We start from the raw sequence: 25131 nt of genomic DNA on the forward strand, positions 1-25131 counted from the left end.
AGCGGTCACTCCGCCTTGATGTTGGCGTCCGTGATCAGCTTGCTCCACTTGGCGTACTCCTGGCGGATGTAGGCATTGAACTGCTCGGGCGTCTGGTCCTCCAGCAGGTAACCCTGCGCCAGCAGCTTCTCCTTGACCTGCGGCGTGGCGAGCACGCGGCGCAGTTCCGCATTGAGCTTGTCGACGACGTCCCTGGGCGTGGCGGCGGGCGCGATGATGCCCAGCCAGGTGCCGATCTCGAAACCGGGAACGCCCGACTCGGCCACCGTCGGCAGCCCCTGGGCGATGTCGACGCGCTTCGGGCTGGTGACCGCGATCCCGCGCAGGCGGCCCGACCGCACGTGGGGCATGGCGGCCGAGGCGTTGGCGAACATCATGGGCACGCGGCCCGCGATGATGTCCGTCATGGCCGCCTGCTCGCCGGGGTAGGGAATGCTGTTCAACTTGCCGCCCGTCATCACCGAGAACAGCGCGCCGGCCATGTAGGGCGTCGTGCCCACGCCGCCGTTGCCGTAGTCCAGCGCGCCCGGCCTGGACTTGGCCAGGGCGATGATCTCCGGCACGGTCCCGACGGACAGCGCCGGCCCGGCCACCAGCACCAGCGGCGCGGTGCCGATCATGGCGACACCGGTGAAATCCTTCTGCGGGTCGAAGCTCTTGGTCTTGGCGAGGATGGGCGCGACGGCCAGGATGGTCTGGCTGGCGATCAGCACGGTGTAGCCGTCGGCCGGCGCCTTGGCCACCACTTCGGCCGCGATCAGCGACGAGGCCCCGGTGCGGTTCTCGACCATGACCGGCTGGCCCAGGTTCATGGCCTGGGCGAGAATGCGCGCCACGTTGTCCGGGCCGCCGCCGGGCGGCGCGCCGACCACGAGCCGGATCGGCCGCGACGGGAAGCCGCCCTGGGCCATCGCCTGCATGGGCAAGGCGGCTGCCGCCAGCGCCGCTGCCACCGGCAGCATCACTGCCGCGATTCGTCGTCTCACCGGGATCATCGTGTCTCCATTCCTCTGATGCGCTGCTGCAATGTCTTCCATGACGGCCGGTGTGAGTGTTCCAGCCCGGCGGCGCGGCCGTCAAATTGGTTTTCTGACTGACTTCATATGAAGCAAGGTATGAGGCCGCGCGAGCTGCGGCTCCTGTGGGAAGTGAGCCGGACCGGGTCCGTGACCGCCGCCGCGGAACGCATCGCCATGACCCAGCCCGCAGCCAGCGCACTGCTGCGGGAACTGGAGGAGCGGCTCGGCTTCGCGCTGTTCGATCGCGAGAAGCGCCGGCTGACGTTCACCGCCAAGGGCCGCGCCCTGCTGCCCGAGATCGCCAACGCCCTGGCGGCGCTGGACAGCGTGTCACGCCTGACCGAATCGCTGCGCGCCGATGCGCCGCAGCGGGTGGTGATCGGAAGCGTCGCGCCCGCCGCGGCGACCATCCTTCCCGGCGGCGTGCGCCAGCTGCGCGAGAGCCTCCCCGCCGCGCTGGTCTCCGTGCGGACCGCCATGTCGCTGGAAATCGAGAGCATGGTGGCCGAGGGGCGCGTCGACTTCGGCATCGTCACCCGCGAAGCGGGCAGCTCCGGTCCGGGCTGCTTGCGGCTCTGCGCCCTGCCCCTCTACTGCGTGGTCGATGCGGCGCACCCGTTCGCCGGACGCGAGGCGGTGGAGGCCGGCGACATCGCGCGCGAGAACTACGTCTCGCTCGGCCGGCAGTTCACCGTCGGCGGTGCGACGGCGCGGCTGCTGGAGGACACGGGCGCGGTCCACGCCCCCTCGGTCGAGGTGATGCATTACTCGACGGCCTGCGCGTTCGTCCGTGACGGCGGCTGTGTCGCCGTCCTGGATGCTCTCTGCACCCTGTACGCGCCGCAGTTGGGCCTGGTGGCCAAGCCGATCCGCAACGCCCCGCACCTGAGCCTCGACCTGCTCTGGTCGCCCCACAGCAGCCTGGCCGCGCACGCCCAGTCCTTCGCCGACGGATTGATTGCCGCCCTGGGCGGCTCGCAGCTCGCCCCCTTCTTCCACGTGCATCCGCGGCGTGGCGGCCGTTGAGGCGGCCTTGCCGGCTATGGCTGACTACTGCTCGGGAACGATGCCCGCAGCTGTCACGATCTTCGAGAACCGGGCCACTTCATTGGCGATCAGGCTGGCCAGCCGGTCCGCCGGGACGTAGGTCGGTTCGACACCGGCATCCAGGAGTTTCTGGCGCGTGTCGGGCGCATCCAGCGCGCGGCGCACGTCGGCGTCCAGCTGCTCGAGGATGGGGCGCGGCGTTCCGGCGGGGGCGCACAGTCCCGTCCACGTGGTCACGTCGTACCCCGCCACGCCCGACTCCGCCACGGTCGGCAGGTCCGGGAGGTGCCTGGATCGCTCGGCCGAGGTGACCGCCAGCGCACGCACCTTGCCCGCCTTGATGGCCGACAGCGCCGTCGGCAGACCGGTGATGGCGGCGGGCACCTGGCCCGCCATGACATCGGACAACGCCAGCGAACCGCCCCGATAGGGCAGATGGGCGATGGTCGTGCTGGTCATCGTCTTGAGCAACTCGAGCGAGAAGTGCTGGGTCGAACCGATGCCGGCCGTCCCCACGGCCAGCTTGCCGGGCGATGCCTTGGCCTGCTCGAGAAGGTCCTGCATCCTCCTGATGGGCGAGTTGGAGGGCACCAGGACGACGTTGGGCGCCGAGCCGATCAGGGCCACGGCCGAGAAGCTGTTGACGGCGTCGTAAGGCAGCTTCTTGTGCAGCGCCGGATTCGCGCCGTGCGTCGCGCTGTTGCAGTTCAGGAGCGTGTAGCCGTCCGCGGCCGCCTTGGCGACGAAGTCCGTGCCGACGATGCCGCCGGCACCGGCGCGGTTGTCCACGATGACCGGGACGTTCCACAGCTCGCCCAGCTTCACGGTGACGATGCGCACGGGCACATCGTTGTTGCCCCCCGGTGCGAAGGCGACGACGACCTTCACCGGCCGGTCCGGGTATCGCGACGACTGGGCATGAGCCTGGGCGGTCGCCAGGACGATCGCCATCGAGGCGACCAGGGTGGGGAGCTGGACCTTCATGCGTCATCTCCTGCGGCTGGATCCGTGGGCGAGCCCCCGGGACGCGCCTGCAGCAACAAGACGGCCGATCGGCCCAGACCAGGGGACCGCCATCATCCCGGCGAGCGCGCCGCCGTTCCACCTCCCGATCGGGCAGGGAGGTCAGGTCGCCGGCGCTGTCGCGTTCAGACCGGCCGGGACGCCGTCGACACCGCGCCGATCCACTGCGAGCCTTCGCTGCGCGCGTAGTCGGCGGCCGAACCGTGGTCGCGGAAGAGCCGCGTGAACCGGAGCACGCGATCGGTCGAGCTTTGCCCCTTGCCCGAGCGGATCGACACGGCGCAAGCGAACCAGCCGTTCTCGAGCACCTTGATCAGCGGTGAGATGAGGTACTTGCCCAGCACCAGCGGGGCGTCGGCTGCATGTGTGGGGAGGCGAAGGGGAAGGGAAAGGTCAGTGATGGCTGCTCCAGGGTGTCGAAGGAAGAACGGACGGCACCTGCTCGCGCGGAGCAGGCGTGATGCGGCGGCTTTGCATTCCGCTTGCGCGAAGCCGGACGCCAGCAAGTTCAACGGGGGGATTCGACAGCGACTCGCCGTGGAACGGCGGGAGGGGAGGAGAGACCGGTGTTGACGACTCGAGAACGTCGTGCGAAGCCCATCATAGCCGCTTTCGCCCGCACGCAGTCGAGGCGAACGGGCGAGACGTACGCAGCGCAGGGTCGTTGCGACCGGAGCCGCACGCCCGCGACCTTGGCGTCGGGAAGGAAGCGGCCGGCTCTCTCACCGGTACGGAATCGCCTCGTCCACCGTCTCCCAGATGTAGACGGCCGAGGGCCGGGTGATTTCCTCCTGGATGTGCCCGACCAGGCCGGCCGAGCGGCTCACCACCGCCACGCCGCGCATCACCTTCTGCGGGATGCCGATCTCGCCCAGCAGCGCGGCGGAGGCTCCGGTCGCGTTGATGGTGAGGTGGCGGCCGTAGACGTCGTCGACCTGCGCCGAGAGCGTGCGCAGCGCCGCCAGGTGGCGGCCCGGAACGCCTTCGCGCTCGGCCACGGCCAGCATGCGCGGCGTGCGCGGGTCGTCTGGCTTGTGGTGGGGATGGCCGAAGCCGTGCACCGCCTTGCCGGCCTCCTTGTGGCGCAGAGCGATCGCGCGGGCGCGCGCCTCGACGCCTTCGGGCGCGGCCAGCATCTCCTCCAGGTTCGCGGCGCAGCCTTCCATGGTGCCGATGAACGTCGTGCCCACCCCCAAGAGCCCCGCCGCCACCGCGGCCTGCAGGGCGTCGGGGGCGGAGTGGTAGATCAGCCGGGTGGCGATCACGCTCGGCGTGATGCCGTGCTCCATCAGCGTGACGAGCACGGCATCCAGGACGCGCACCTGGGCGGCCGAGGGCCGCTGGCCGGTGAGCTGCAGCAGGAACATCTCGGTGAAGCTCACCTGGCCGATGAGGTCCTCGACGAGGTCGTGGCCGCGGATCAGGATGCGCTGGGCGTCCGAAGTCGCGATGGAAGTGGTGGGTTGGGGCTTGGTGCGCATGGGGGTTCTCCTGCAAGTCAGCGCGCGACGCTGATGCCGGCGCGCTCGCGGTCCCAGAGGGCCGACAGGTCGGCCTCGGCGGCGCGGCGCAGCTTGTATTTCTCGATCTTCTGGCTGAGCGTGGCGGGCATGTCGGCCGCCACCTGGACGTAGCGCGGCACCATGAAGTACGCCAGGTTGCGGCTGCAGTGCTCCAGCAGCGACTCGTAGCTGAACGAAGCGGCGGCATCCGGCCGCAGCGTGATGGTGGCCGCGACCTCGTCCTCGCTGGTTTCGGCGCGCACCGGGTACACCGCCACGTCGGCCACCGCGGGATGGGTGCGGATCACCTCCTCCACCTCGAAGGCCGAGATGTTCTCGCCACGGCGGCGGATCGCGTCCTTGATGCGGTCGGTGTACCAGACGTACCCGTCCTCGTCCATGCGGCCGCGGTCGCCGGTGTGGAACCACAGGTTGCGGCGGCTGGCGGCCGTGGCCTCGGCCTGCTTGTAGTAGCCGAGCGAGGCGCCCCAGGGATTGTTGTTGCGCATCACGATCTCGCCCGGCGTGCCGGGCGGCACGTCGAAGTCGTCCTCATCGACGATGCGGATGTCCATCCCCGCGCGCGGCAGCCCGCACGAGCCCAGCTTGTCGCGCCGGCTCTTCGTGTTGTAGGCGGCGCCCAGGCAGTAGTCGGTGAGGCCGAAGGCGCTCATGATGGCCATGCCGAAGCGCTGCTCGAATTCGCGCGCGAAGCCGGGCACCGGCGCCAGGTGGCAACGCCGGACCCGGTGGTCGCGGTCGGCGGGCGACGGTGGCTGCTTCCACAGGAAGTTGGTGACCGCGCCGACCCCATTGAAGACGGTGGCACCGCTGGAGCGCACGTGCTCCCAGAACCGGCTGACCGAAAAGCGCGGCGCCAGCGCGATCGCCGCGCCGGCCATCAGCGACCCCATCGTGCTGCCCAGCAGGGCATTGCCGTGAAACAGCGGCAGGAAGACGTACGCGATGTCCTCGGGCGTGTACTCGTGGTGGTAGGCCACGTCCGAGCCCCAGTAGATGAAGTGGGCGTGCGTGTACATGATGGCCTTGGAGGGACCGGTCGTGCCCGACGTGAACATCAGCATGGCCAGCGCACTGAAGGCCGGTGGCGCCTCCGGCGGCGTGGCCGGGGCTTGCAGCAGGGCCGTGAACTCGCGCAGCACCACGCCCGGGGGCGCGGCAACCGGGTCCTGCGGCAGCGGCGGCTCGCCGCGATCGGGCCGGACCACGAACACGTGGCGCACCCGCGGCAGCTGCGCGCTCGCCTCCAGGAAACGCGGCAGCAGGGCCTCCTCCACCACCAGCGCCGTGCAATCGGCGTGGTCGAGGAAGTAGGCGAGCAGCTGGCCCTTGGCCGCCGCGTTGAGCGGCACCGAGACGTAGCCGGCGCGGGCCGGCCCCAGGATGGCCAGCAGCTGCTCGGGGCAGTTGTTCATCAGCACGCCGACGTGGGAACCCGCGGCCACGCCCGCCACCGCCAGCCCGGCGCCCACGCGCAGGGTGAGGTCGTCCAGCTGGCGGTAGCTCATGGTGGCGCCCGTGGGCAGCCAGGTCAGGAAGGTCTTGTCGCCCCAGCGCTGCGCGTGCTCGCGCAGCACGCGGTCGATGGTCGACGTCCTGGCGTCGTAGCCCGGCAGCCTATTCATTGCGGGCGCCGCTGACGCGGATCAGGTCCTGCCACTTCTTGCGCTCGGCCGGCACGATGGCGCTCCACGCCTGCGCGTCGGCGTAGTCGCTCTCGAAGCCCTGGGCCTTGGCCATCTCGGCGAACTGCGGCGTGCGGATGGCGGCGCCGAGCGCGTCGGAGAACTTGCGCACGATCTCGTCGGGCGTGCCGGCCGGCACGAACACGGCGTTGAACGAGAAGAACTCGTAGCCCGGCACGCCCGCCTCCGCCACGGTGGGCAGGTCGGGCAGCGACTGCGAGCGGCGCGGGCCGGTGACGGCCAGGGCGCGGATGCGCCCGGCCTTGAGCTGGGCCTGCGCGGTCGCGAGGGCGGAGAACGCGAAGCTCACCTGGCCGCCCAGCGTGTCGGTGAGCGCGGCGGCCTGCGTCTTGTACGGCACGTGCAGGAAGGTCGCGCCCGAGGCCTGCTGGAAGGCGGCGGCCGACAGATGCTGCGCGCTGCCGCTGCCGGCCGACGCGTAGCTCACCTGGCCGGGGTTCTTCCGCGCGAACTCCACCAGGTCCTTGACCGACTGGAAGGGCGAGTTCGCCGGTACCACCAGCACCAGCATCACGCTGGCCAGCCGCGCCACCGGCTTGAAGTCCTTGATCGGGTCGAACGGCACCTTGCCCATCAGCACCTCGTTGGTGAAGTGGCCGGGGCCGGTGAAGAGCCAGGTGTAGCCATCGCCGGTCGAGCGGGCCACCTGCTCCGTGCCGATCACGCCGTTGGCGCCGGCCTTGTTCTCGACGACCACCGGCACCTTCCACTGCTGGCTCATGCGTTCCGAGAGGTAGCGCGTGATCGCATCGAGGTTGGTGCCCGGGCCGTAGGGCTGCAGGAAGGTCACGGGCCGGTTGGGCCACTCCTGTGCCACGGCCGGTGGCAGGACGGCGGCCGCCAGGGCGGCGGCGGCGATGAGGGCTCGCAGAAGCGCGCGCATGGGATGTCTCCTTGTCGGGGGTTCGCAAACGGCCGAGAATGTGGAACCGTTTTCACATCGAGATTCCAGTCTAGGAGCCGGTGCGGTGCGGGGCAATCCTGTGGAACGTTTTCATGCTGGTAAACCATGAGTGACCGCGCCTCGGTGCGCGACGTCGCGGCCGCCGCCGGGGTGTCCGTGGGCAGCGTCTCGCGCGTGCTCAACGCCAGCGGCTACGCCAGCCCGGCGCTGCGCCAGCGCGTGCTGCAGGCCGTCGAGCAACTCGGCTACGAGCCCGACTTCACCGCCCGCCACCTGCGCACCGGCCGCAGCCGCACCATCGGCTACCTGCTGCCCAACATCGCCAACCCTGCCCTCGCCGCGCACCTCAGCGAGGTGGAGCGCCTCACCCAGGCCGCGGGCTACTCGCTGCTCGTGGGCAGCTCCGAGCGGCCGGCACGCGACCGCGAGCTGGTGGCCTTCTTCGAGAACCGGCGGCTCGAGGGCCTGATCGCCTCGCCCAGCTTCGAGTACCCGGACCCGGCGGAATCGCCGTTCAGCAAGACCGCGCTGCCGGTGGTCGTGGTCGAGCGCGACCTGGGCGATGCCTTCGACAGCGTGCTGATGGACCACGCCGGCGGCCTGCGGCAGGCCATGCACTACCTGCTGACCCTGGGCCACCGGCGCATCGCCCTGTTCGTGTCGGGCGCCAACCTGGCCCCGGGACGCGAGAAGCTGCGCGGCTACCGCGAGGCGCTGGCGGCCGCCGGCCTGCCGTTCGACCCCGGGCTGGTGTTCATGCCCGAGTCGTGGCTGGAGTCCTCACGCGATTGCATGGCCCGCCTGCTGGAGCGGCCCGCACCGCCGACGGCGCTGATCGCGCTGGGCACCCAGATGCTGTCGGGCGCGCTGCACGTGGTGCGCGGCAAGGGGCTGGAGGTCCCGCGCGACTTCTCCATCGTCGGCATCGGCACCACCGAGACCCTGGAGCTGATGTACCCGCCGGCCACTGCCCTGCGCTACGACTACCACCGCAGCGCACAGGTCGCCGTGCAACTGATCATGGACCGCATCGCCCGCGCGGCCGGGCCGCCCCGGCGCGTGATCCTGGACTGGGACCTGGTGATCGGCGGGTCCTGCGGGCCGGCGCCGGGACGCTGAGCGCGGCGCGGGCCGCGTCCGTCACTTCACCCGCACCCCCGCCAACCCCTTGGGCAACGGCGGGAAGCGCAGGTCGAGCGACTGCAGGGTGGCCTTGAGCACCGTCGCGACCATCAGGTTGCGATGGGTCTTGGAATCGGCCGGCACCACGTGCCACGGCGCCCACCGCGTGCCGGTGGCGCTGATGGCGTCGCGGTAGGCGCGCTGGTAGTCGTCCCAGTGCTCGCGCACCTCGAGGTCCTTGGGGTCGAATTTCCAGGCCTTCTCGGGGTCGTCCAGCCGTTCCTGCAGGCGCACGCGCTGCTCCTCGCGCGAAATGTGCAGCATGAACTTGACGATCACGGTGCCGGTCTCGGTCAGCATCTGTTCGAAGTCGTTGATCTGGCGGTAGCGGCGCTGCAGGGCCTTGCCGCGCAGGTCGCCCTCCACCACGGGCACCAGCACGTCCTCGTAGTGGCTGCGGTTGAACACGGTGATCTCGCCGTTGCCCGGCATCTGGGCGTGGATGCGCCACAGGAAGTCGCGCTCGCGTTCGGGCCCCAGCGGCGCTTTCCACGACACCACGTGCACCCCCAGCGGGCTCATGCGGCCGAACACGCCGCGCACGGTGCCGTCCTTGCCGCTGGTGTCCGAACCCTGCAGCACCACCAGCAGGCGGTGCCGCCGGTCGGCCCAGAACCGGTTCTGCAGCCCGTCGAGCTCGACCGCCAACTCCTCGACCCGGACCTTGTCGGCCGCCTTCCCGCCCCGGGAACAAGGCTGGGCCGCGGGGTCGATGCGCGACAGGTTGAAGTCACCGGGATGGGCATGGCGCAGGCGGGCCAGCTTGGCCGGCAGGGAGGGCAGGTCGTCCATCGGTCCAGTATGCGTCGCCCGACCGTCGCCGTGGGACCAGCCGCCGGGCGGCACGCTCGACAGCAGCCGCCCTCCCCGCCCGGGTCTTCAGCGGCGGGTGACGACGACCTCGAGGTAGTCGCTGGGGATCACCAGCCCGTCGCCGCCACCGCGGTCGAACCGCTTCATCAGGCCCACCAGCTCCTGCGCCAGCGCTTGCTGGCCCTCCTCCTGCAGCGCCGCGAACGCCTTCAGCACCGGCCCGTAGTAGCCGCGGAAGATCTCCAGCATGTGCTCGGGCGAGCGGTAGCGGAACGCGAACTGGCGCGTCTCGCAGGCGATGCGCAGCGCCTGCGCGCCAAACAGGTTCTCGATGGTGGCGCGGGCGCCCCACAGCGCGGGCGAGCTCACGCCCGCCGGCGGCGGCACGTGCCGGCCGACGGTCTTGAACAGCTGGCCGATGAAGCCCTCGGGCGTCCAGTTGGCCATCGCGATCGTGCCGCCCGCGCGGCAGGCGCGCAGCATCTCGGCGGCCACGCGCGGCGGGTTGGGCGCGAACATGCAGCCGAACGTCGACAGCACGGCGTCGAAGCTGCCGTCGTCGAACGGCAGCGCCTCGGCATCGGCCTCGAGGAACTCGATGCCGTGCAGGCGCTCGGCCGCGGCACGCTCGCGGCCGAGCTCCAGCAGGGCCGGCACATAGTCGGTCGAGGTCACGTGGCACCAGCGGCGGGCCGCGGCCAGCGTGGCATTGCCGTTGCCGGCCGCGACGTCCAGCACGCGCTGGCCGGCCCGCAGGTCGGCCGCCTCGCACAGGCTCTCGCCGACGATTTGCAAGGTGGTACCGACCACGGCATAGTCGCCCGAGGCCCAGGCCGCCTTCTGGCGGGCCTTGATGGCGGCGAAGTCGGGCGTGGCGGCGGCTGCCGGCCCGGTGGCGGTTCCGGCGATGGTGGCGGTGGCGGTGGCGAACGATGCGTGCATGGCGTGGCTCCTGTGGCGTGACGATCGGTGGGTGCCCCGTGGCGCGGGGATCGCGGCGGCCGGCAAGCGGGAACCCTGCGGCCGTCCACGCAAGGGTCGGCCGACCGCGTGGACACCGGCGTGGGAGCCGGCGTGGGAATTGCGGTGCCACGACTCAGCCGGGCGGCTAGCGCATCCCCCACCGCCATCGGGTTGACGCTACAGCTGCTCGGCCCCCTGGAGGTGCGGCGCGGCGCCGTGGCGCTGCCCCTGCCGCCGTCGCGCAAGACCCGCGCCCTGCTGGCCTACCTGGCGATGGCCGCGCGCCCCGCGCGCCGCAGCCACCTGTGCGAACTGCTCTGGGACCTGCCCAGCGACCCGCGCGGTGAGCTGCGCTGGTGCCTGAGCAAGCTGCGCGCGGTGCTGGACGAACCCGGCCGCCCCCGCGTCGTCGCCGACGGCGATGCGGTCTCGCTCGACCTGGCCGGCTGCCGCCTCGACGCGCGCGAGGTGGGCCAGGCCCTTCAAGAAGGCGTCGCGTCGCTATCGGCCGACCGGCTCGAGGCCCTGGCGGCGCTGTTCGGCGGCAACGATTTCCTCGAGGGCCTGGAGCTGCCGCACAGCCCGGCGTTCACCGGCTGGCTCGTGGCCGAGCGGCGCCGCCTGCGGGCCGGCCACGCGGCCTTGCTGGAGCACTGGGTGCGGGCGCTGCCGGCCGGCAGCGACCAGGCGCTGGCCGCGCTGGAACGCCTGCTGGCCATCGCCCCGTTCGACCGGCGCGCCCACGCCGGGCTGCTGGAAGCGCTGGCCCTGCGCGGCCGGCTGCGCGAGGGCGACGACCACCTCGCGGCGGTGGCGCGCCAGTTCGAGGCCGAGGGCCAGGACTGGGCGCCCATCGGCCACGCCTGGCGCGCCGCCAAGGCGCGGCAGGCACGCGAGCCCGCCGGCGCAGCGATTGACACCGCCGGCGCGCTGCTGCCGGCCGCGCCGCCGGACATGGCGACGGACGTGGCGACGGCCGCAGCCCGGCGCGCCTCGCTCGCCGTCCTGCCGTTCTCCGACCGCACGCCCGGCCCGGCACTGCGCGGCGGACTCGGCGACGGCATGGCGCGCGACATCATCGCGCGGCTGTCGCGCCTGCGCAGCCTGTTCGTGATCGCCGACGGCACCATGTTCGCGCTGGCCGAGCGCCGGGTCGACCCGGGCGATGCCGGCCGCCGCCTGGACGTCGACTACGTCGCCGCCGGCTGGTTGCGCCGCGGCGCCGATGCGCGCCTGTCGGTGGGCGTGCAGCTGACCGAGACGCGCAGTGCGCGCGTGGTGTGGGCGCAGGAGTACGGCGGCCGGCTGGACGACACCTTCGCCGTGCTCGACGAGATCGGCGACCGCATCGTGGTGGCCATCGCCAACCAGGTCGAGGTGGCCGAACGCAACCGGGCCATCCTCAAGAATCCGAACTCGCTCAATGCCTGGGAGGCGCACCACCGCGGGCTGTGGCACATGGTGCGCTTCCACCGCGAGGACAACGAACAGGCGCGACAGTTCTTCCAGACCGCCATCCGGCTCGATCCCACCTTCGCCCGGCCGCACGCCGGGCTGTCGTTCACGCATTTCCAGGACGCCTTCCTCGGCTGGCGCGAACGCGCGGCGGCGGTCGAGCAGGCCTATGCCGCGGCCGCCGACGGGCTCATGGCCGACGAGCAGGACCCGGCCTCGCACTGGGCGCTGGGCCGTGCCCTCTGGCTGAAGAGCCGGCACGACGAGGCCTTGGGCGAGCTGCGCGCCGCCATCGACCTGAGTCCCAGCTTCGCCCTCGGCCACTACACGCTGGGATTCGTCCATGCGCAGTCGGGCGATGCCGGCCTCGCCATCGAGGCCGCCGACCACGCGCGGGCCCTGAGTCCCCTCGACCCGCTGCTGTTCGGCATGCTGGCCTCGCGCGCGCTGGCCCTGCTGCGGCTGGGCCGCTTCGAGGAGGCGGCCGACTGGGCGGTGCGCTCCGCCGCGCGCCCCAACGCCCATGTGCACATCCGTGCCATCGCCATGTTCTGCCTGGCATTGGCCGGCCGCACCCAGGAGGCCGCGGCCACCGCCGCGGCGATCCAGCAGGCGCACCCGGGCTACGGCCTGGCCGACTTCAACCAGGCGTTCCAGCTCGGTCCCGACATCGCCCTGCTGGTGCGCAAGGCGGTCGGCCTCCTGCAGGCCTGACCGTTGCCCGGCCGAGGTAGGACGGGAGCGCATTCCGCCTGAGCCGTTGTCGGACGGCGCGGCGGTCGGCGAAGGCTTCTACTGCAGTCATGAACGACCACACCCGCTCCCTGGAAGTGGCCCGGACCATGCTGCGGGGCGCGGTGTGGGCGGTGCGCACGGAAATGCAACGCGGTGCCTGCGAAGAGCGCCAGCGCCTGGCCATGCAGAACGTGGTGTTCTGGCGCGAGCGCTTCGAGGCGCTCTGGCGTGCCCGCGTGCGCAACAACCGCGAGGCCGGCCGCCCGGTCGGGGACGGCCGCAAGGTCGAGAAGAGCGACTGATCGCCGCTGCGGGCCGCCGCCGCTCAGGCCGCCGGCCGTTCGCGCGCCTCGACGCGCACCGTCATGTCCTGGACTTCCAGCGCGCCGAAGCTCGACAGGAACGCGACATCGGTCGCATCGCGGCCGCAGGCCACCACGATGCGGCCGCCGCGCGGCTGCTCCTGGGTGGCGTCGAAGGTGTACCAGCGGTCGCCGACGAACACCTCGTACCAGGCATGCATGTCCATGGGGTCGAGCTGGTGGAGGTAGCCGACGACGAAGCGCGCCGGCATGCGCAGCGCGCGGCACAACGAGACGCCCACGTGGGCGAAGTCGCGGCAGACGCCGGCGCCCTGCTCCAGCGTGCGCAGCGCGTCGGTGGAGGCATCGCTGACCCCATATCGGTAGGCCAGCGTCTCGCGGATCCAGTCGCGCACCCGTGACGCTTGCGGGTAGCCGGGCGCGCACCCCTGGACGATCTCGCGCGCCTGGTCCTCCATGGCGTCGCTCGGGCAGTAGCGGCTGGGCAGCAGGTACACCAGCGCGTCGTCGGGCAGCCGGTCGACCGCCGTCGCCGGCGCATGCACGTCGACGCTCACCATGTCGGCCACTTCGACCTCGGAGGTGACCGCCAGCCGCATCTCGCCGCGCGGGATCACGAAGCGCTGGCACAGGTTGCCGTAGCTGTCCAGGTATTCGCGCGCCGGAACCCAGGGCCACAGCTCGTAGCGCTGTCCCACCACCCACTGTTCCGGCCCGCTGCGCGGGCGCAGCATGGCCACGACGGGACAGTCCTGTTCGCACAGCACGCGGATGTCGGCCACGGACGTGAGCAGCATGACCCCAATGCTGGCAAGGGACCGGCTCCTGCCCTGTCGGACGGCATGCCTGATCCGTGGCAGCAAGCGCCTAAGGCCGTGGTTGCGACGCGCCGCCCGGCCTCCGTCACTGGGGTTTGGCCCGGATGGACACCCGCCTGCCAGCGGCCCAAGATGCCGCGCAGCCCGACCGGAGCGTGTCCTACGCCCGGTCGCAGGGCTGCAACGACGAGGAGGAATCACCCATGGCAGCGCGGCTCCTGCATGCATTCATGGCCGGCTTGCTGGCCGTCGCGGCGACGGTCGCCCAGGCCCAGGCCTGGCCCGGCCAGCCGATCCGCATCGTGGTGCCGTTCACGCCCGGCACCGGCATGGACACGATCGCCCGCACCATCCAGCCCAGGCTGAGCGAACGGCTGGGCCAGCCGGTGGTGGTGCAGAACTCGCCCGGCGCCAGCGGCAACATCGGCGCCGACCTGGTGGCCAAGGCGCCGGCCGACGGCTACACGGTACTGATGGGGGCCAACACCATGCTGATCGCGTCGCAGCTCTACAAGGGCGTGCCATTCGATCCGGTAAAGGACTTCTCGGCCGTCTCGATGGCCGCCTACGGCACGCTGATGCTGGTGGCCAACCCGAAGACCCGCATCAGGTCGCTCCAGGACCTGGTGCGCACGGCCAGGGAGCAGCCGGGCCGCATCAGCTACGGCTCGCCCGGCGTGGGCACGCCGCACCACATGGCGATGGAGCTGTTCAAGAGCCAGGCCGGCGTGTTCATGCTGCACGTGCCCTACAAGGGGACGTCGGGCTACGTGCAGGACCTGCTGTCGGGCGAGGTGAACGTGGGTTTCCTGCCGGTCCACGTGGCACAGGGCTTCGTGGCCAGCGGCAAGCTGGTGTCGCTGGCGGTCGGCAGCAGTGCCCGGCATCCGGTGGCGCCCGATGTGCCGACCATCGAGGAGCTGGGCCTCAAGGCCGTCAACGTGGACATGTGGTACGCCTTCTTCCTGCCGGCCCGCGCACCCGCACCGGTGGTTGCGCGCCTCCAGGGCGAGTTGGACGCCATCCTGAAGCTGCCCGACGTCAAGGGCGTGCTGGCCAAGGCCGGCCTCGACGCGGCCTCGTCCACCCCGGCGCAGCTGGCCGACGTGGTCGACAAGGACTATGCCCGTTGGGGCAATGTGATCCGCCGCAACGGCATCCGCGCCGAATAGGCCTGCCTCAACAGGCAACAAGCGCACGGATTTGCAACCGTCGCGCTGGTGGCGCGGGAATCGGCCACGGGGCCGGGCGATCGGCGCAACAGCCGGCACCGCCCGCCGACGGGCGGCAGGGCCGGATCGTTTCTAATACGGGTCGGGCAGCAGCCTCATCAGGGAGCGCCCCGCCGCGGCTGGTCCGCTGGCCGGCCCGGCCGGGACCCCGGCCCGCCAGGCGCTTCGCCCCACTCTCCACGAAAAACCTGGATTCCGCCCCGCGGTGCAAAGGACCGTTTTCTTGCAGAGCACCTTCAGCAGTTCGAGGCTCGTCCGCCTGCTCGGCGAATGGACCCCGGTGGACACCGAGCCACCGGGCATGGACGTGGCCGAACGGCTGGGCCTGTGGCTGAACGCGTTCGATGCCATCGGCCTGCAGGCGGCCCACCAGTCGATCCGTGCCATCGAGGCGGCGACCCCGCGCGAGCGGGCCGGTGCCGCCGGACCGGCCGCCGGCACGCTGGCCGGCGACCTGCAGAAGCTGCGCGCCACCCTGGCCCAGGCGGTCGCGCAGCCGGTGGAGGACGACGGCACCCTGGCGCCCTACCAGCAGCGCCACCAGAAGCTGCAGCGCGACATGGAGCAGCTGATCCCCCCGTTTCGCGACCATGCGCGCCAGGTCCTGGGCCGCGCCTCGCCGCGCCTGCGGCAACTCGCCGCCCTGGACGCCGTGCTGGAACGGGCGCTGGCCGCCCGCGAACAGAAGGTCCTGCCCTCGGTGGGCACGCACCTGCAGCGGCGCTTCCAGCACCTGCGCCGCACGCAGCCGCAGGACGCCGAGCCGGGCGCCTGGCTGGACACCTTCCGCCAGGACTGGCGCCAGGCGCTGCTGGCCGAACTCGATGTGCGCCTGGAACCCGTCGCGGGCCTGGTCGACGCACTGAACAACCCCTCGAAGCATCCGGAATGAGCAAACGATCTTTCGCCCTCGCCTTCGCCGTCGGCCTGCTGGCCATCGCCTGGGTCGGCTCGGGCTTCGTCGGCTCGGGCAGCTGGCTGGCCCTGGCCATGACCGCCGTGATCGGCGCCGTCTACCTGGTGGGCGCGGCCGAACTGCGGCAGTTCCGCGCCGGCACGGCCGCCCTGGCCACGGCGCTGGCCGACATCCCGCAACCGCTGCCCGCGCTGCCCGACTGGCTGGAGCGCGTGCCCGGCACGCTGCGCGGCGCGGTGCGCCAGCGCATCGAGGGCGAGCGCGGCGCCCTGCCCGGCCCCGCCCTCACGCCCTACCTGGTGGGCCTGCTGGTCATGCTGGGCATGCTGGGCACCTTCCTGGGCATGGTGGTCACCTTCAGGGGCGCGGTGTTCGCGCTGGAAGGCTCGACCGACCTGCAGGCCATCCGCTCGGCGCTGGCCGAGCCCATCCGCGGCCTCGGGCTCTCGTTCGGCACCTCGGTCGCCGGCGTCGCGGCCTCGGCGATGCTGGGCCTGTTGTCCACCATGGCGCGGCGCGAGCGGCTGGAGGTGGCCCGCCTGCTCGACCAGCGCAGCGCCACGGTGTTCCAGCCGTTCTCGCTGGTGCACCAGCGGCAGGAGACGTTCCGCGCGCTGCAGCAGCAGGCCCACGCCCTGCCGGCGCTGGTGGTCCAGCTCGAGGGGCTGGCCGAGCGCCTGGAGGCCCGCGGCCGCCAGCTCGACGAGCAGCTGCTGGCGCGCCAGGGCGACTTCCACCGCGAGGCCGCCCTGGCCTATGGGCAACTGGCCGATCGCGTCGGGACCTCGCTGCGGGACAGCCTGACGGCGGGCGCGCAGGCCGCCGGCGACAGCATCCGCCCGGTGGTCGAGTCGGCCATGCAGCGCATCGTGCAGGACAGCGAGCGGCTCCATGCGCGCCTGGGCGATGTCGCCACGGCGCAGGTCGATGCGCTGTCGCAGCAGTTCGGCGCCACCGGCCGCTCGCTGTCGGACGCCTGGACCACCGCCCTGCACGAGCAGGCGCGCAGCAGCCAGGCGTCGGCGGCAGGATTGCAGGAGGCGCTGGACGCCTTCAGCAGCACCTTCGAGCAGCGCAGCACGGCGCTGCTGGCGTCGGTCGACGACCGGCTCGCGCACACCCAGGCCGACCAGGCCGCGCTCGAGCAGCAGCGGTTGCAGGCCTGGACGCAGTCGCTGGAGGCCATGGCCCGCAGCCTGGAAGACCAGTGGCGCCAGGTCGGCGACCAGGTCATGGCGCAGCAACAGGCGGCCGGGGCCGCCCTGGAAGCCACGGCCGGCGCCATCGCCCGCCAGGCCGGCGAGCAGGCCGCGCAGGCGGCCCGGCTGCTCGACGACTCGGGCCAGCTGGTGCGCGCGCGCGCCGACACCGAGGCGCGCTGGATCGAGCAGCATGGCGAGCGCATGGACCAGCTCGCGGGCCTGTGGCGCACCGAACTGGCGGCGCTGCGGCAGGAGGAGTCGGCGCGCGGCCAGGCCGCGGTGGACCGGCTCGGCGAGCTGCAGGCCGCCGTGGCGCAGCACCTGGCCACGCTGGGCGCGGCGCTGGAGGCGCCGATCACCCGCCTGCTGAACACCGCCTCGGAAGTGCCGCAGGCCGCCGCCGGCGTGATCTCGCAGCTGCGGCTGGAAATGAGCCGGGTCGCCGAGCACGACAACCTGGCGCTGCAGGAGCGCACCGCCCTGCTCGAGCAGCTCGGCACGCTGCTGCAGGCCGTCAACCAGGCCTCGGGCGAGCAGCGCGCCGCCATCGAGGCGCTGGTGGGCTCCGCGGCGTCGGTGCTGGAGCAGGCCGGCCAGCGCTTCGCCGAGGTGCTGGAAGCACAGGCCGGCCGGGCCGCCGACGCGGCGGCGCACATCGCGGCCGGCTCGCTCGAATTGGCCGGCGTCGCCGAGGCGTTCGGCGCCGGCGTGCAGCTGTTCCAGGCCAGCAACGACAAGCTCACCGACGGGCTGGCGCGCATCGAGGCCTCGCTGTCCCGCTCGACGGCCCGCAGCGACGAGCAGCTGGCCTACTACGTGGCGCAGGCGCGCGAGGTCATCGACCTGAGCATCGCCTCGCAGCAGGGGCTGGTCGAGAAGGTGCGGCAGCTGCAGGGCAAGCCCGGCAAGGCGCTGGCGATGGCCGAGGGGACCGCCTGATGCTGGAGCTGGAGGACAGCGAAGCCGCCCAGCAGGCCACGCCCGTCTGGGCCGTCTTCGGCGACCTGATGTCCGGCCTGGTGGGCGCCTTCGTGCTGGTGCTGGTGGGCCTGCTGGTGGTGCAGATGGACCTGGTCGGCACCCTGCAGGCCGAGGTGGAGAAGCGCCGCATCGAGGAGCAGCGCCGCATCGCGCTGGAGAAGGCGCTGGCGATCCCGCTGGCCTCGGGCCGCGTCACGCTGAACGACGGGCGCATCGGCATCAGCGGCAGCGTGCTGTTCCCGGTCAACTCCGACCAGCTGCGCGGCGAGGGGCGGCAGCTGCTGCGCAGCTTGGTGCACCCGCTGCGGGTCTACCTGGGCGAGCGCAACGAGATGCTGATGGTGAGCGGGTTCACCGACGACAAGCCCGTCTCCGAACACAACCGCCGCTTCGCCGACAACCTGGAGCTGTCGGCGCAGCGCGCCCTGACCGTGACCCGCGCGCTGATCGAGGAAGGCATGCCCTCGTCGCAGGTGTTCGCCGCCGCCTTCGGGGCCGAGCAGCCGGTGGCCACGAACCGCAGCGACGAGGGCCGCGCCCTGAACCGCCGGGTGGAAATGGCGCCGGTGCCCCGCACCGCCGGCGCCCAGGCGCCCGCCGCGCCGGCCGCCGCCAGCCGATGACCGGATCGACGTCCGCCGCTCCTCCCGACACGCAGGACGCCGACGCAGCCCTGCAGGCGACGCTGGCCGCCTGGCGCAGCGCGGGCGCCTGGCGCCTGGACCCGGCGCGCTTCCATGCGCTGGAGGCGCTGGCGCGCCGCCTGCCCGGCCAGCCCGAGCCGGTGCGGCGCCTGCTCCAGTCCAGGCTGCAGGCCGCCGTGTCCGCCTACGCCGCGCGCGTCGCCACGGCCGGACCGCCGGCGCCCGCCGCGCCGCGTCGCGCGCCGGCGGCGGCGCCTGGCTGCGTGCCGCTGGCGCAGCTCAATGCCTACATCCGCACCCTGCGGCCGGTCGCACCGGCCATGCCGGTACCGCACGGCGCCGAGGAGCCGAACGAGCTGGCCAGCGTGCGCCGGTTCCGCCGCGCCTGGTCGAGCAGCCGCACCCAGGACCAGCTGGAACAGGCGGTCTCGCGCCAGCCCGCCAACGCCGGACCGCTCAACTCGCATCGGCTGGTGCTGCAGTCACTGGCCCTGATGGGCGAGGTGTCGACCGACTACCTGCGCCGCTTCCTGCTGCACGTCGAGACGCTGCAGTGGCTGGAACGCGCCGCCGACTTGCCGCGGCCGGCCCCGGCCAGGAGCGCGAAGACGGTCAAGGGCACCAAGGTGACGGGTCGGAAGCCCCGCAAGGCCTGAGGGGCGCTGCGCCGCCGGGGCGCCCCCGATCGGGTCGGGCTGCGCCGGTGCGCGAGACGTCCCGGGACGGGGCCCGCGCCGGCGATCGTGGGCCGCTACAGGCGGCGCGTCACCACCACAAGGCGACCATCAGGGCCGCCCAGACGACCAGGGCTCCGGCCACGCCGGTCCAGAAGTAGGGCGTTCCCACCAGTCCGACGTCCTCGGGGCCATGCCTGTCCCACATGATGCGACCTCCTGCTGCGACAAGCCATGGTCGGCACGGCCGCGCCTGGCCGACGTAGGACGCGGTTGGCGGCGTGCGTGCGTGCGGAACGTCAACCGTGGCGCGGGCGCGGCGGCGTCCTACGCGAGTCGCATCCCTCGGCGACTACCGCTCAGGCACCCGTCTTGCCACCATTGCACGGTGAATCAAGACATCAGCCCGAACGAGAGCCTCCTGCTGGCCAACCTGCTGCGCGCCAGCGGCCGCGACCCCGACAGTTTTTCGGCCGTCGTGCAGTCCGACGGCCTGGTGCGCGTGACCGGCCCCCGCGGCACCGCCTTCTATCCGCGCACCAACTGGTTCACCCGCTTCAGCCGCCACCTGGACAAGTCGTTCTTCGATCCCGCGGTGCCGGCCCCGGCCGGGCCGCGCCTGGAGCGCAAGGGCGCGTTCGCCGAGGACGGCGTCCCGGCCTGAGCCAGCCCGGCCGTACGATGCCGGCATGAACGTCCCGCCCGCCCGCCGCGCGCCCACTTCCTTTCCCGCATGAACCCCGACGCCGCGACGCTCTGGCGCGCGCCGGCGTGGGCGCTGGCCGTGCTGCTGGCGGTGCTGGGCATGCTGGGGCCGTTCTCGATCGACACCTACATCCCGGCCTTCGCGGGCATCGGCGCCGCGATCGGCGCCACGCCGGTCCAGATGCAGCAGACGCTGTCGGCCTACCTGTTCGGCTTCGCGTTCATGAACCTCTTCCATGGTGCGCTGGCCGACAGCTTCGGCCGGCGGCCAGTGGTGCTGTGGGGGCTGGCGGTGTTCACGCTCGCCTCGGCCGGCTGCGCCCTGTCGCAGACCATCGGCCAGCTGGTGGCCTTCCGGGCGCTGCAGGGCCTGTCGACCGGCGCCGGCATCGTCGTCTCGCGCGCGGTCATCCGCGACATGTTCCCGCCGGCCCAGGCCCAGAAGGTGATGAGCCAGGTGACGATCTACTTCGGCGTGGCGCCGGCGGTCGCGCCCATCATCGGCGGCTGGCTGTTCGTGCATGCCGGCTGGCACGCCATCTTCTGGTTCCTCACCGCGGTCGGCGCGGTGCTGTTCGCCGCCAACGCCCGGCTGCTGCCCGAGACCCTGCACCACGACCACCGCCAGCCGTTCCGGGCGCGCAACCTGCTGGCCGGCTATGCCCAGCTGGGCGCCAACCCGCGCTTCCTGCTGCTCGCACTGGCCAGCGGCGTGCCCTTCAACGGCATGTTCCTCTACGTGCTGTCGGCGCCCGAGTTCCTGGGCACGCACCTGCAGCTGGCGCCGACCCAGTTCTTCTGGTTCTTCATCCTGTCGATCGGCGGGATCATGGGCGGCGCCTGGGCCAGCGGCCGGCTGGCCGGGCGCATCGCGCCCAAGACGCAGATCCGCCACGGCTTCGTGGTGATGCTGGCGGTGTCGCTGCTGAACGTGGCGGCCAACCTCCTGTTCGCGCCCCAGGCCTGGTGGGCGCTGCCGCCGATCGCGGTGTTCGGCTTCGGCTGGTCGCTGATGGTGCCGGTGGTCACGCTGCTGGCGCTGGACCTGAACCCGCAGCGGCGCGGGCTGGCATCCTCGCTGCAGGCCGTGATCGGCTCCACGGCCAACGGGATCGTGGCCGGCGCGATCGCGCCGCTGGTCATGCACTCGACCCGGCTGCTCGCGATCACCTCGCTGCTGATGATGGGGATCGGCCTGGTGGCCTGGATCTATGTCCACCACCGCTGGCCGGAGATCGGCCGCCACGCGGCCGCCCAGGTCAGTTGACGGGGGCCTCCGGCGCCTTGCACTCCGCGTGCCGGGCGAACTCGGGCTTCATGCACTGCTGCGACAGGCACGCCGCCAGGGCCAGGAACACCCGCTTGCCGCAGGCCTGCTTGGGCGACGCCGGCGCCGCGGCGACCTTCACCTCGGCGCCGGCTGCCGCGGGGGTGGCGGTTGCAGGGGTGCCGGTTGCAGGGGCGCCACCGGCGGCCGCACCAGCCGGTGCGGTGGCCGCCGCAACGGTCGCGGCCACGGCAGGAGCCGGGCGGGTCGCAGCCACGACAGGAGCCGTGCCGGTGCCGCTGGCGGCAGGGGTCGTGGCCGTCACCGGTGCGGCGGGGACACTGTCTCCCGCACCGCCGGCCGAGGGCCGGACCGCGACCGGTGCCGCCGGAGCGGGCCGGCTGTTGCCGGAACCCGCCGGCAGGCTGCCGGTGATCGTGTCCATGTCGCGCAGGCTGCGCTGCAAGGTGGCGTTGGATTCGGCCGCCCGCCCGCCCGCGGCGGCGATGGCGCTGCCGCCGATCGCGCCCGCGACCGGCGAACCCCCGCGGGCCGCATTGACCGCGACGTTGGCCTCGCTGTTGACGACGCCGGTGCTGCCCGGCCGGGAGGCCAGGACGGCCGCCATGCCCCGGAAGGTGTCGCCGAGCGCCTGGGCCTGCTCGCGCTGCTGGCGCTGCTGGGCCCCCTGCGCCTCGGCGCGGGCCTGCTCCGCCATCTGGGGCGTCATGACGATCCGCGGCTGGTTGGCCGGCGGCACCGAGGGGACGGGTGTCGTGGCGCTGAGGCGCTGGCGCTGCTGCTCCCGCTCGTGCTGCTCGCGGGCGCGGTCCAGCTCGGCGCGGTACTGCTGCCGCTGGGCCTCCTCGTAGGCGGCCCGGGCGCGGCGCTGCTGCTCCTCGGCGGCCGCCCGGCTGGCCTGCTCCTGGCGCTCGTGCGCGCGGGCGACCTGGACGCAGTTCATGTACTGCGGATGCGCCTCGCGGCGGATGCGGTTCGCCTCGGCGAAGTTCTTCTCGGTGAGCTCGTGCAGCTGCTTGCGGCGGGCATCGTAGGGGGCGGTACAGCGCGCGTGGCTGCCATTGCCGCTACCGGCCAGGCCGCTGCAGGCCGCCAGCATCTGCCGGACGGTCTGGTTCGACTGGTCGACGTACTCACTGGCCCGGTTGCCGTAGACGTTCGCCTGCGACTTCGCCTGCTCCATGGCGAATTCGCACTGGGCCGTGCTGGTGGGCTGGGGCGGAAACCGCACCTGCGCTGCCGCTGCGCAGGCACCGAGCGATGCGAACAGGAATGCGAACCGGATCGCGGGACGCCCCGCGACGCGCTGTAAACGAGACATGAGCCCTCCGTCCCGCTGGGACGGGCGAGATCATGCATCAATGGTCGAGCTGCGGCCAGCTCGCCATTGGGGAGGCTCAGCGCGCCGGCTTGTACGCGCGCTTCTTGGCGTCGCGCGGCACGAAGACCTTGCCGGCCGGGCCGCCGGTGCCACGCGGGGCACCGTTGCCGAACGCCGGCGCCGGTTTCTCCCACGGCGTGGACTCGCGCCGGGGTGCACCGCGATCGCCGCGATCGCCGCGATCACCACCGAAGTCGCCGAAGCCGGCCCGGCGGCCGTACTCGCCACCCGGGCGGCGGGCGGGGCCACCGCGCGGGGCACCGCCCGGACGCCCACGGCCCTGGCCTTCGAAGCGCTGCGGCGCGCGCGGGGCACGCTGCTGCGGCTCCAGGCCGGGAATCACGTCGACGCCGATCGGCTGCTTGGTGTAGTGCTCGATGTCGAAGATCTTGAAGCGGTCGCGGAACTCGGCGAACGTGATGGCCAGGCCGTCGCGGCCCGCGCGGCCGGTGCGGCCGATGCGGTGGGTGTAGTCCTCGCTCTTCATCGGCAGGCCGAAGTTGAAGACGTGGGTGATGGTGGGCACGTCGATGCCGCGCGCGGCCACGTCGGTGGCCACCAGGATCTGCACCTGGCCGTTGCGCAGCGCCATCAGGCGGCGGTTGCGCAGGCCCTGGCTGAGAGCGCCGTGCAGCGCGACGGCCGAGAAGCCTTCCTGCTGCAGGTCGTTGGCCAGCCCGTCGCACTCGATCTGGGTCGAGGCGAACACGATGGCCTGGTTGATGCCGGCGTCGCGCAGCCAGTGGTCGAGCAGCGCGCGCTTGTGCTGCGCGTTGTCGGCCCAGAACAGCACCTGCTTGATGTTGGCGTGCTTCTCCTGCGGCGAGTCGATCTGCACCTTCTGCGGCTCGCGCATCACGCGGGCGGCCAGCTGCTGGATGCGCGGCGCGAAGGTGGCGCTGAACATCATGGTCTGCTGGCGCTGCACGGTCAGCTGGTTCACCTCGGCCAGGTCGTCGGCGAAGCCGAGATCGAGCATGCGGTCGGCCTCGTCCACGACCAGGAAGCGCACCTGGTCGAGCTTGATCTGCTGCGAGCGCTGCAGGTCGAGCAGGCGGCCGGGCGTGGCCACCACCAGGTTGGCGTTCTGCAGCCGGGCGATCTGCAGCTGGTAGGGCATGCCGCCCACCACGTTGGCGACGCGCAGGCCCTGGCAATGGCGCACCAGGTCGATGGCGTCGTGCGCGACCTGCTGCGCGAGCTCGCGCGTGGGGCACAGGATCAGCGCGCCCGGGGTGGCGGCGCGGAAGTGGCGCGGGTCGGTCGGGTTGCGGCGCTTGCGCTTGGGCGCGGGCTCGCCGCGCGCGGCGGCCTCGTCGGCCAGGCGCTGGAACTCCAGGCGCTCGTGCTCCTGCTCGTCACGCTGCTGCTGGAGCAGCGTGTGCAGCACGGGCAGCAGGAAGGCCGCGGTCTTGCCGCTGCCGGTCTGGCTGGAGACCATCAGGTCGATGAAGGCGGCCGCGCCCGCCTCGGCGGTGGGCATGGCGCGCGGGATGGCCTCGGCCTGGACGGCGGTGGGCTGCGTGAAGCCGAGGTCCTCGACGGCGCGGATCAGCTCGGGGGCCAGGCCCAGCTTCACGAAGCCGTTGGGCAGCGCGTCGACGACCGGCGTGGTCTCGATGGTCGCGGTGTCCGTGGTCTCGATGGGCGCGGCGTCGAAGGAGGAAAGGGAATCGGCAGGCGACAGGTCGCCCTGCACGTCAAACGTGTCGGTCATGGAACTCTCATGCGGCCGCGCCCGGGGGACGCGGTCGTCGTGATGGTTAAGGGACATCAACCATCAGACGACATCCGGCGCGAGGCGCCGGTGGCTCAATCAGCGAGCCTGTGCATGAAGGGAGATGCGGGGGATTGCGGCACGGGTGCGCCGCGGAAGCAGTGATTGTCGCACGGATCGGTGTTTTCCCCTAGTCCCCCGGGTGCGATGTCCCTACGCCGGCCCGGGCGCCCGCCCCCAGGTTCAGGAAGTGCTCGCGGTAGTGGACCAGTTCGTCGATGGATTCGTGCACGTCCGCCAGTGCCGTGTGGGCCTGCCGCTTGCGGAAGCTTCCGTAGACCTCGGGCCGCCAGCGCTTGGCCAGTTCCTTGAGCGTGCTGACGTCGAGGTTGCGGTAGTGGAAGAACGCCTCCAGCCGGGGCATGTACTTGACCAGGAAGCGGCGGTCCTGGCCGATGGTGTTGCCGCACAGCGGGCTGCCGTTCCTGGGCACGTAGGCCGCCACGAAGGCCAGCAGCGCCTGCTCGGCCTCGGCCTCGGTGACCGTCGAGGCCTTCACCCGGTCGATCAGGCCGCTGCGGCCGTGGGTGCCCTTGTTCCAGGCGTCCATCTTGTCGAGCTGGGCGTCACTCTGGTGGATGGCGAACACCGGGCCCTCGACGCGCGGCTGCAGGTCGGGCCCGGTGACCACGACGGCAATCTCGATGATGCGGTCGACCTCGGGGTCCAGGCCGGTCATCTCGCAGTCGAGCCAGACCAGGTTCTGGTCGCTCTTTCCCAGGGTCGCGGGGGCCTGTGCGGCAATCGTCTCAGTCATGTGGCGATTGTGCCCAGTGCCGGCTGGCCTCGGCCGGCGGCGCCGCGTCGCCTAAACTCGTTG

23 protein-coding genes are annotated in these 25131 nt (G+C 72.2%); 11 read left to right on the forward strand and 12 right to left on the reverse strand.

From position 1 onward, the window contains the following. Positions 1–5: 5 nt before the first annotated feature. On the reverse strand, positions 6–986 hold the full coding sequence (locus GON04_RS05090; RefSeq protein ID WP_157396865.1) for a tripartite tricarboxylate transporter substrate-binding protein: 981 nt from the start codon (positions 984–986) through the stop codon (positions 6–8). 129 nt (positions 987–1115) lie between these two features. On the opposite strand from GON04_RS05090, the gene GON04_RS05095 reads away from it, so the two are divergent. Further along, positions 1116–2045 carry a LysR family transcriptional regulator gene (locus GON04_RS05095; RefSeq protein ID WP_181653898.1) on the forward strand — a complete coding sequence of 310 codons (930 nt, stop codon included), beginning with the start codon at positions 1116–1118 and terminating at the stop codon, positions 2043–2045. 24 nt (positions 2046–2069) lie between these two features. Here GON04_RS05095 and GON04_RS05100 read toward each other — a convergent pair whose 3' ends face one another. From GON04_RS05100 to GON04_RS05120, 5 genes are all read right to left on the reverse strand, one after another. Next, positions 2070–3050, reverse strand: coding sequence for a Bug family tripartite tricarboxylate transporter substrate binding protein (locus tag GON04_RS05100; RefSeq protein ID WP_157396867.1), 981 nt, complete (start codon positions 3048–3050; stop codon positions 2070–2072). A 164-nt stretch (positions 3051–3214) separates the two neighbouring features. Then, positions 3215–3433, reverse strand: a complete 219-nt coding sequence (locus GON04_RS05105; RefSeq protein ID WP_338050894.1) for a hypothetical protein — start codon at positions 3431–3433, stop codon at positions 3215–3217. 378 nt (positions 3434–3811) lie between these two features. After that, positions 3812–4570 carry a citryl-CoA lyase gene (locus tag GON04_RS05110; protein ID WP_157396868.1) on the reverse strand — a complete coding sequence of 253 codons (759 nt, stop codon included), beginning with the start codon at positions 4568–4570 and terminating at the stop codon, positions 3812–3814. Between the two features lie 17 nt (positions 4571–4587). Then, positions 4588–6237, reverse strand: a complete 1650-nt coding sequence (locus GON04_RS05115) for an AMP-binding protein (RefSeq protein WP_157396869.1) — start codon at positions 6235–6237, stop codon at positions 4588–4590. Next, complete coding sequence (locus GON04_RS05120) at positions 6230–7201, reverse strand: tripartite tricarboxylate transporter substrate binding protein (protein ID WP_157396870.1); 972 nt, start codon at positions 7199–7201, stop codon at positions 6230–6232. The genes GON04_RS05115 and GON04_RS05120 overlap by 8 nt, the downstream gene beginning before the upstream one ends. 126 nt (positions 7202–7327) lie before the next feature. Here GON04_RS05120 and GON04_RS05125 point away from each other — a divergent pair, with 126 nt between their 5' ends. Further along, positions 7328–8341: a LacI family DNA-binding transcriptional regulator gene (locus GON04_RS05125; protein WP_157396871.1), complete on the forward strand. Its 1014-nt coding sequence runs from the start codon at positions 7328–7330 to the stop codon at positions 8339–8341. 21 nt (positions 8342–8362) lie between these two features. Here the strand turns inward: GON04_RS05125 and GON04_RS05130 are convergent, their stop codons facing one another. Together GON04_RS05130 and GON04_RS05135 are read right to left on the reverse strand one after the other, a co-directional pair. Further along, positions 8363–9196, reverse strand: coding sequence for a PPK2 family polyphosphate kinase (locus tag GON04_RS05130; RefSeq protein WP_157396872.1), 834 nt, complete (start codon positions 9194–9196; stop codon positions 8363–8365). Positions 9197–9283: 87 nt separating this feature from the next. Next, the gene (locus GON04_RS05135; RefSeq protein WP_157396873.1) at positions 9284–10159 is read right to left on the reverse strand and encodes a class I SAM-dependent methyltransferase; all 876 of its coding nucleotides are present in this window, start codon (positions 10157–10159) and stop codon (positions 9284–9286) included. Positions 10160–10351: 192 nt separating this feature from the next. Between GON04_RS05135 and GON04_RS05140 the strand changes: the two genes are divergently transcribed. Together GON04_RS05140 and GON04_RS05145 are read left to right on the forward strand one after the other, a co-directional pair. Then, positions 10352–12349: a transcriptional regulator gene (locus GON04_RS05140; RefSeq protein WP_157396874.1), complete on the forward strand. Its 1998-nt coding sequence runs from the start codon at positions 10352–10354 to the stop codon at positions 12347–12349. A gap of 89 nt (positions 12350–12438) precedes the next feature. Continuing rightward, on the forward strand, positions 12439–12672 hold the full coding sequence (locus tag GON04_RS05145) for a hypothetical protein (RefSeq protein WP_157396875.1): 234 nt from the start codon (positions 12439–12441) through the stop codon (positions 12670–12672). A 23-nt stretch (positions 12673–12695) separates the two neighbouring features. Here the strand turns inward: GON04_RS05145 and GON04_RS05150 are convergent, their stop codons facing one another. Further along, positions 12696–13490: a transglutaminase-like domain-containing protein gene (locus tag GON04_RS05150; RefSeq protein ID WP_157396876.1), complete on the reverse strand. Its 795-nt coding sequence runs from the start codon at positions 13488–13490 to the stop codon at positions 12696–12698. A 224-nt stretch (positions 13491–13714) separates the two neighbouring features. Between GON04_RS05150 and GON04_RS05155 the strand changes: the two genes are divergently transcribed. From GON04_RS05155 to GON04_RS05185, 7 genes are all read left to right on the forward strand, one after another. Then, positions 13715–14683 (forward strand): tripartite tricarboxylate transporter substrate binding protein, encoded by a 969-nt coding sequence (locus GON04_RS05155; RefSeq protein ID WP_157396877.1) that lies wholly within the window; start codon positions 13715–13717, stop codon positions 14681–14683. Between the two features lie 283 nt (positions 14684–14966). Next, a complete protein-coding gene (locus GON04_RS05160; RefSeq protein WP_157396878.1) occupies positions 14967–15635 on the forward strand; it encodes a DUF3348 family protein in 669 nt (222 codons plus the stop codon). Beyond that, complete coding sequence (locus tag GON04_RS05165; protein WP_157396879.1) at positions 15632–17800, forward strand: DUF802 domain-containing protein; 2169 nt, start codon at positions 15632–15634, stop codon at positions 17798–17800. Before GON04_RS05160 ends, GON04_RS05165 begins: the two co-directional genes overlap by 4 nt. Beyond that, positions 17800–18465, forward strand: coding sequence for an OmpA family protein (locus GON04_RS05170; RefSeq protein WP_157396880.1), 666 nt, complete (start codon positions 17800–17802; stop codon positions 18463–18465). Before GON04_RS05165 ends, GON04_RS05170 begins: the two co-directional genes overlap by 1 nt. Then, positions 18462–19142, forward strand: coding sequence for a DUF2894 domain-containing protein (locus GON04_RS05175; protein ID WP_157396881.1), 681 nt, complete (start codon positions 18462–18464; stop codon positions 19140–19142). Before GON04_RS05170 ends, GON04_RS05175 begins: the two co-directional genes overlap by 4 nt. 406 nt (positions 19143–19548) lie before the next feature. Then, positions 19549–19824 (forward strand): hypothetical protein, encoded by a 276-nt coding sequence (locus tag GON04_RS05180; RefSeq protein WP_157396882.1) that lies wholly within the window; start codon positions 19549–19551, stop codon positions 19822–19824. Positions 19825–19893: 69 nt separating this feature from the next. After that, positions 19894–21132: a multidrug effflux MFS transporter gene (locus GON04_RS05185; RefSeq protein ID WP_157396883.1), complete on the forward strand. Its 1239-nt coding sequence runs from the start codon at positions 19894–19896 to the stop codon at positions 21130–21132. On the opposite strand, the gene GON04_RS05190 is transcribed toward GON04_RS05185, so the two are convergent. The 3 genes from GON04_RS05190 to orn form a co-directional block, all read right to left on the reverse strand. After that, positions 21125–22474, reverse strand: coding sequence for a hypothetical protein (locus tag GON04_RS05190; protein WP_157396884.1), 1350 nt, complete (start codon positions 22472–22474; stop codon positions 21125–21127). The two genes, GON04_RS05185 and GON04_RS05190, sit on opposite strands and share 8 nt — an antisense overlap. Before the next feature lie 76 nt (positions 22475–22550). Then, positions 22551–24251, reverse strand: coding sequence for a DEAD/DEAH box helicase (locus GON04_RS05195; protein WP_157396885.1), 1701 nt, complete (start codon positions 24249–24251; stop codon positions 22551–22553). A gap of 190 nt (positions 24252–24441) precedes the next feature. After that, complete coding sequence (orn, locus tag GON04_RS05200) at positions 24442–25068, reverse strand: oligoribonuclease (protein WP_157396886.1); 627 nt, start codon at positions 25066–25068, stop codon at positions 24442–24444. Positions 25069–25131 lie beyond the last annotated feature (63 nt).

This window comes from Ramlibacter pinisoli (assembly GCF_009758015.1).
GTDB lineage: Bacteria > Pseudomonadota > Gammaproteobacteria > Burkholderiales > Burkholderiaceae_C > Ramlibacter > Ramlibacter pinisoli.

What these genes read in the sequence shown, in the direction of transcription:
- GON04_RS05095 (WP_181653898.1), top strand. Translation starts at nt 1,116, where the DNA reads ATGAGGCCGCGCGAGCTGCGGCTCCTGTGGGAAGTGAGCCGGACCGGG.
- GON04_RS05100 (WP_157396867.1), bottom strand. Translation starts at nt 3,050, where the DNA reads ATGAAGGTCCAGCTCCCCACCCTGGTCGCCTCGATGGCGATCGTCCTG.
- GON04_RS05110 (WP_157396868.1), bottom strand. Translation starts at nt 4,570, where the DNA reads ATGCGCACCAAGCCCCAACCCACCACTTCCATCGCGACTTCGGACGCC.
- GON04_RS05115 (WP_157396869.1), bottom strand. Translation starts at nt 6,237, where the DNA reads ATGAATAGGCTGCCGGGCTACGACGCCAGGACGTCGACCATCGACCGC.
- GON04_RS05120 (WP_157396870.1), bottom strand. Translation starts at nt 7,201, where the DNA reads ATGCGCGCGCTTCTGCGAGCCCTCATCGCCGCCGCCGCCCTGGCGGCC.
- GON04_RS05125 (WP_157396871.1), top strand. Translation starts at nt 7,328, where the DNA reads ATGAGTGACCGCGCCTCGGTGCGCGACGTCGCGGCCGCCGCCGGGGTG.
- GON04_RS05130 (WP_157396872.1), bottom strand. Translation starts at nt 9,196, where the DNA reads ATGGACGACCTGCCCTCCCTGCCGGCCAAGCTGGCCCGCCTGCGCCAT.
- GON04_RS05135 (WP_157396873.1), bottom strand. Translation starts at nt 10,159, where the DNA reads ATGCACGCATCGTTCGCCACCGCCACCGCCACCATCGCCGGAACCGCC.
- GON04_RS05145 (WP_157396875.1), top strand. Translation starts at nt 12,439, where the DNA reads ATGAACGACCACACCCGCTCCCTGGAAGTGGCCCGGACCATGCTGCGG.
- GON04_RS05150 (WP_157396876.1), bottom strand. Translation starts at nt 13,490, where the DNA reads ATGCTGCTCACGTCCGTGGCCGACATCCGCGTGCTGTGCGAACAGGAC.
- GON04_RS05155 (WP_157396877.1), top strand. Translation starts at nt 13,715, where the DNA reads ATGGCAGCGCGGCTCCTGCATGCATTCATGGCCGGCTTGCTGGCCGTC.
- GON04_RS05165 (WP_157396879.1), top strand. Translation starts at nt 15,632, where the DNA reads ATGAGCAAACGATCTTTCGCCCTCGCCTTCGCCGTCGGCCTGCTGGCC.
- GON04_RS05170 (WP_157396880.1), top strand. Translation starts at nt 17,800, where the DNA reads ATGCTGGAGCTGGAGGACAGCGAAGCCGCCCAGCAGGCCACGCCCGTC.
- GON04_RS05175 (WP_157396881.1), top strand. Translation starts at nt 18,462, where the DNA reads ATGACCGGATCGACGTCCGCCGCTCCTCCCGACACGCAGGACGCCGAC.
- GON04_RS05185 (WP_157396883.1), top strand. Translation starts at nt 19,894, where the DNA reads ATGAACCCCGACGCCGCGACGCTCTGGCGCGCGCCGGCGTGGGCGCTG.
- GON04_RS05190 (WP_157396884.1), bottom strand. Translation starts at nt 22,474, where the DNA reads ATGTCTCGTTTACAGCGCGTCGCGGGGCGTCCCGCGATCCGGTTCGCA.
- GON04_RS05195 (WP_157396885.1), bottom strand. Translation starts at nt 24,251, where the DNA reads ATGACCGACACGTTTGACGTGCAGGGCGACCTGTCGCCTGCCGATTCC.
- orn (WP_157396886.1), bottom strand. Translation starts at nt 25,068, where the DNA reads ATGACTGAGACGATTGCCGCACAGGCCCCCGCGACCCTGGGAAAGAGC.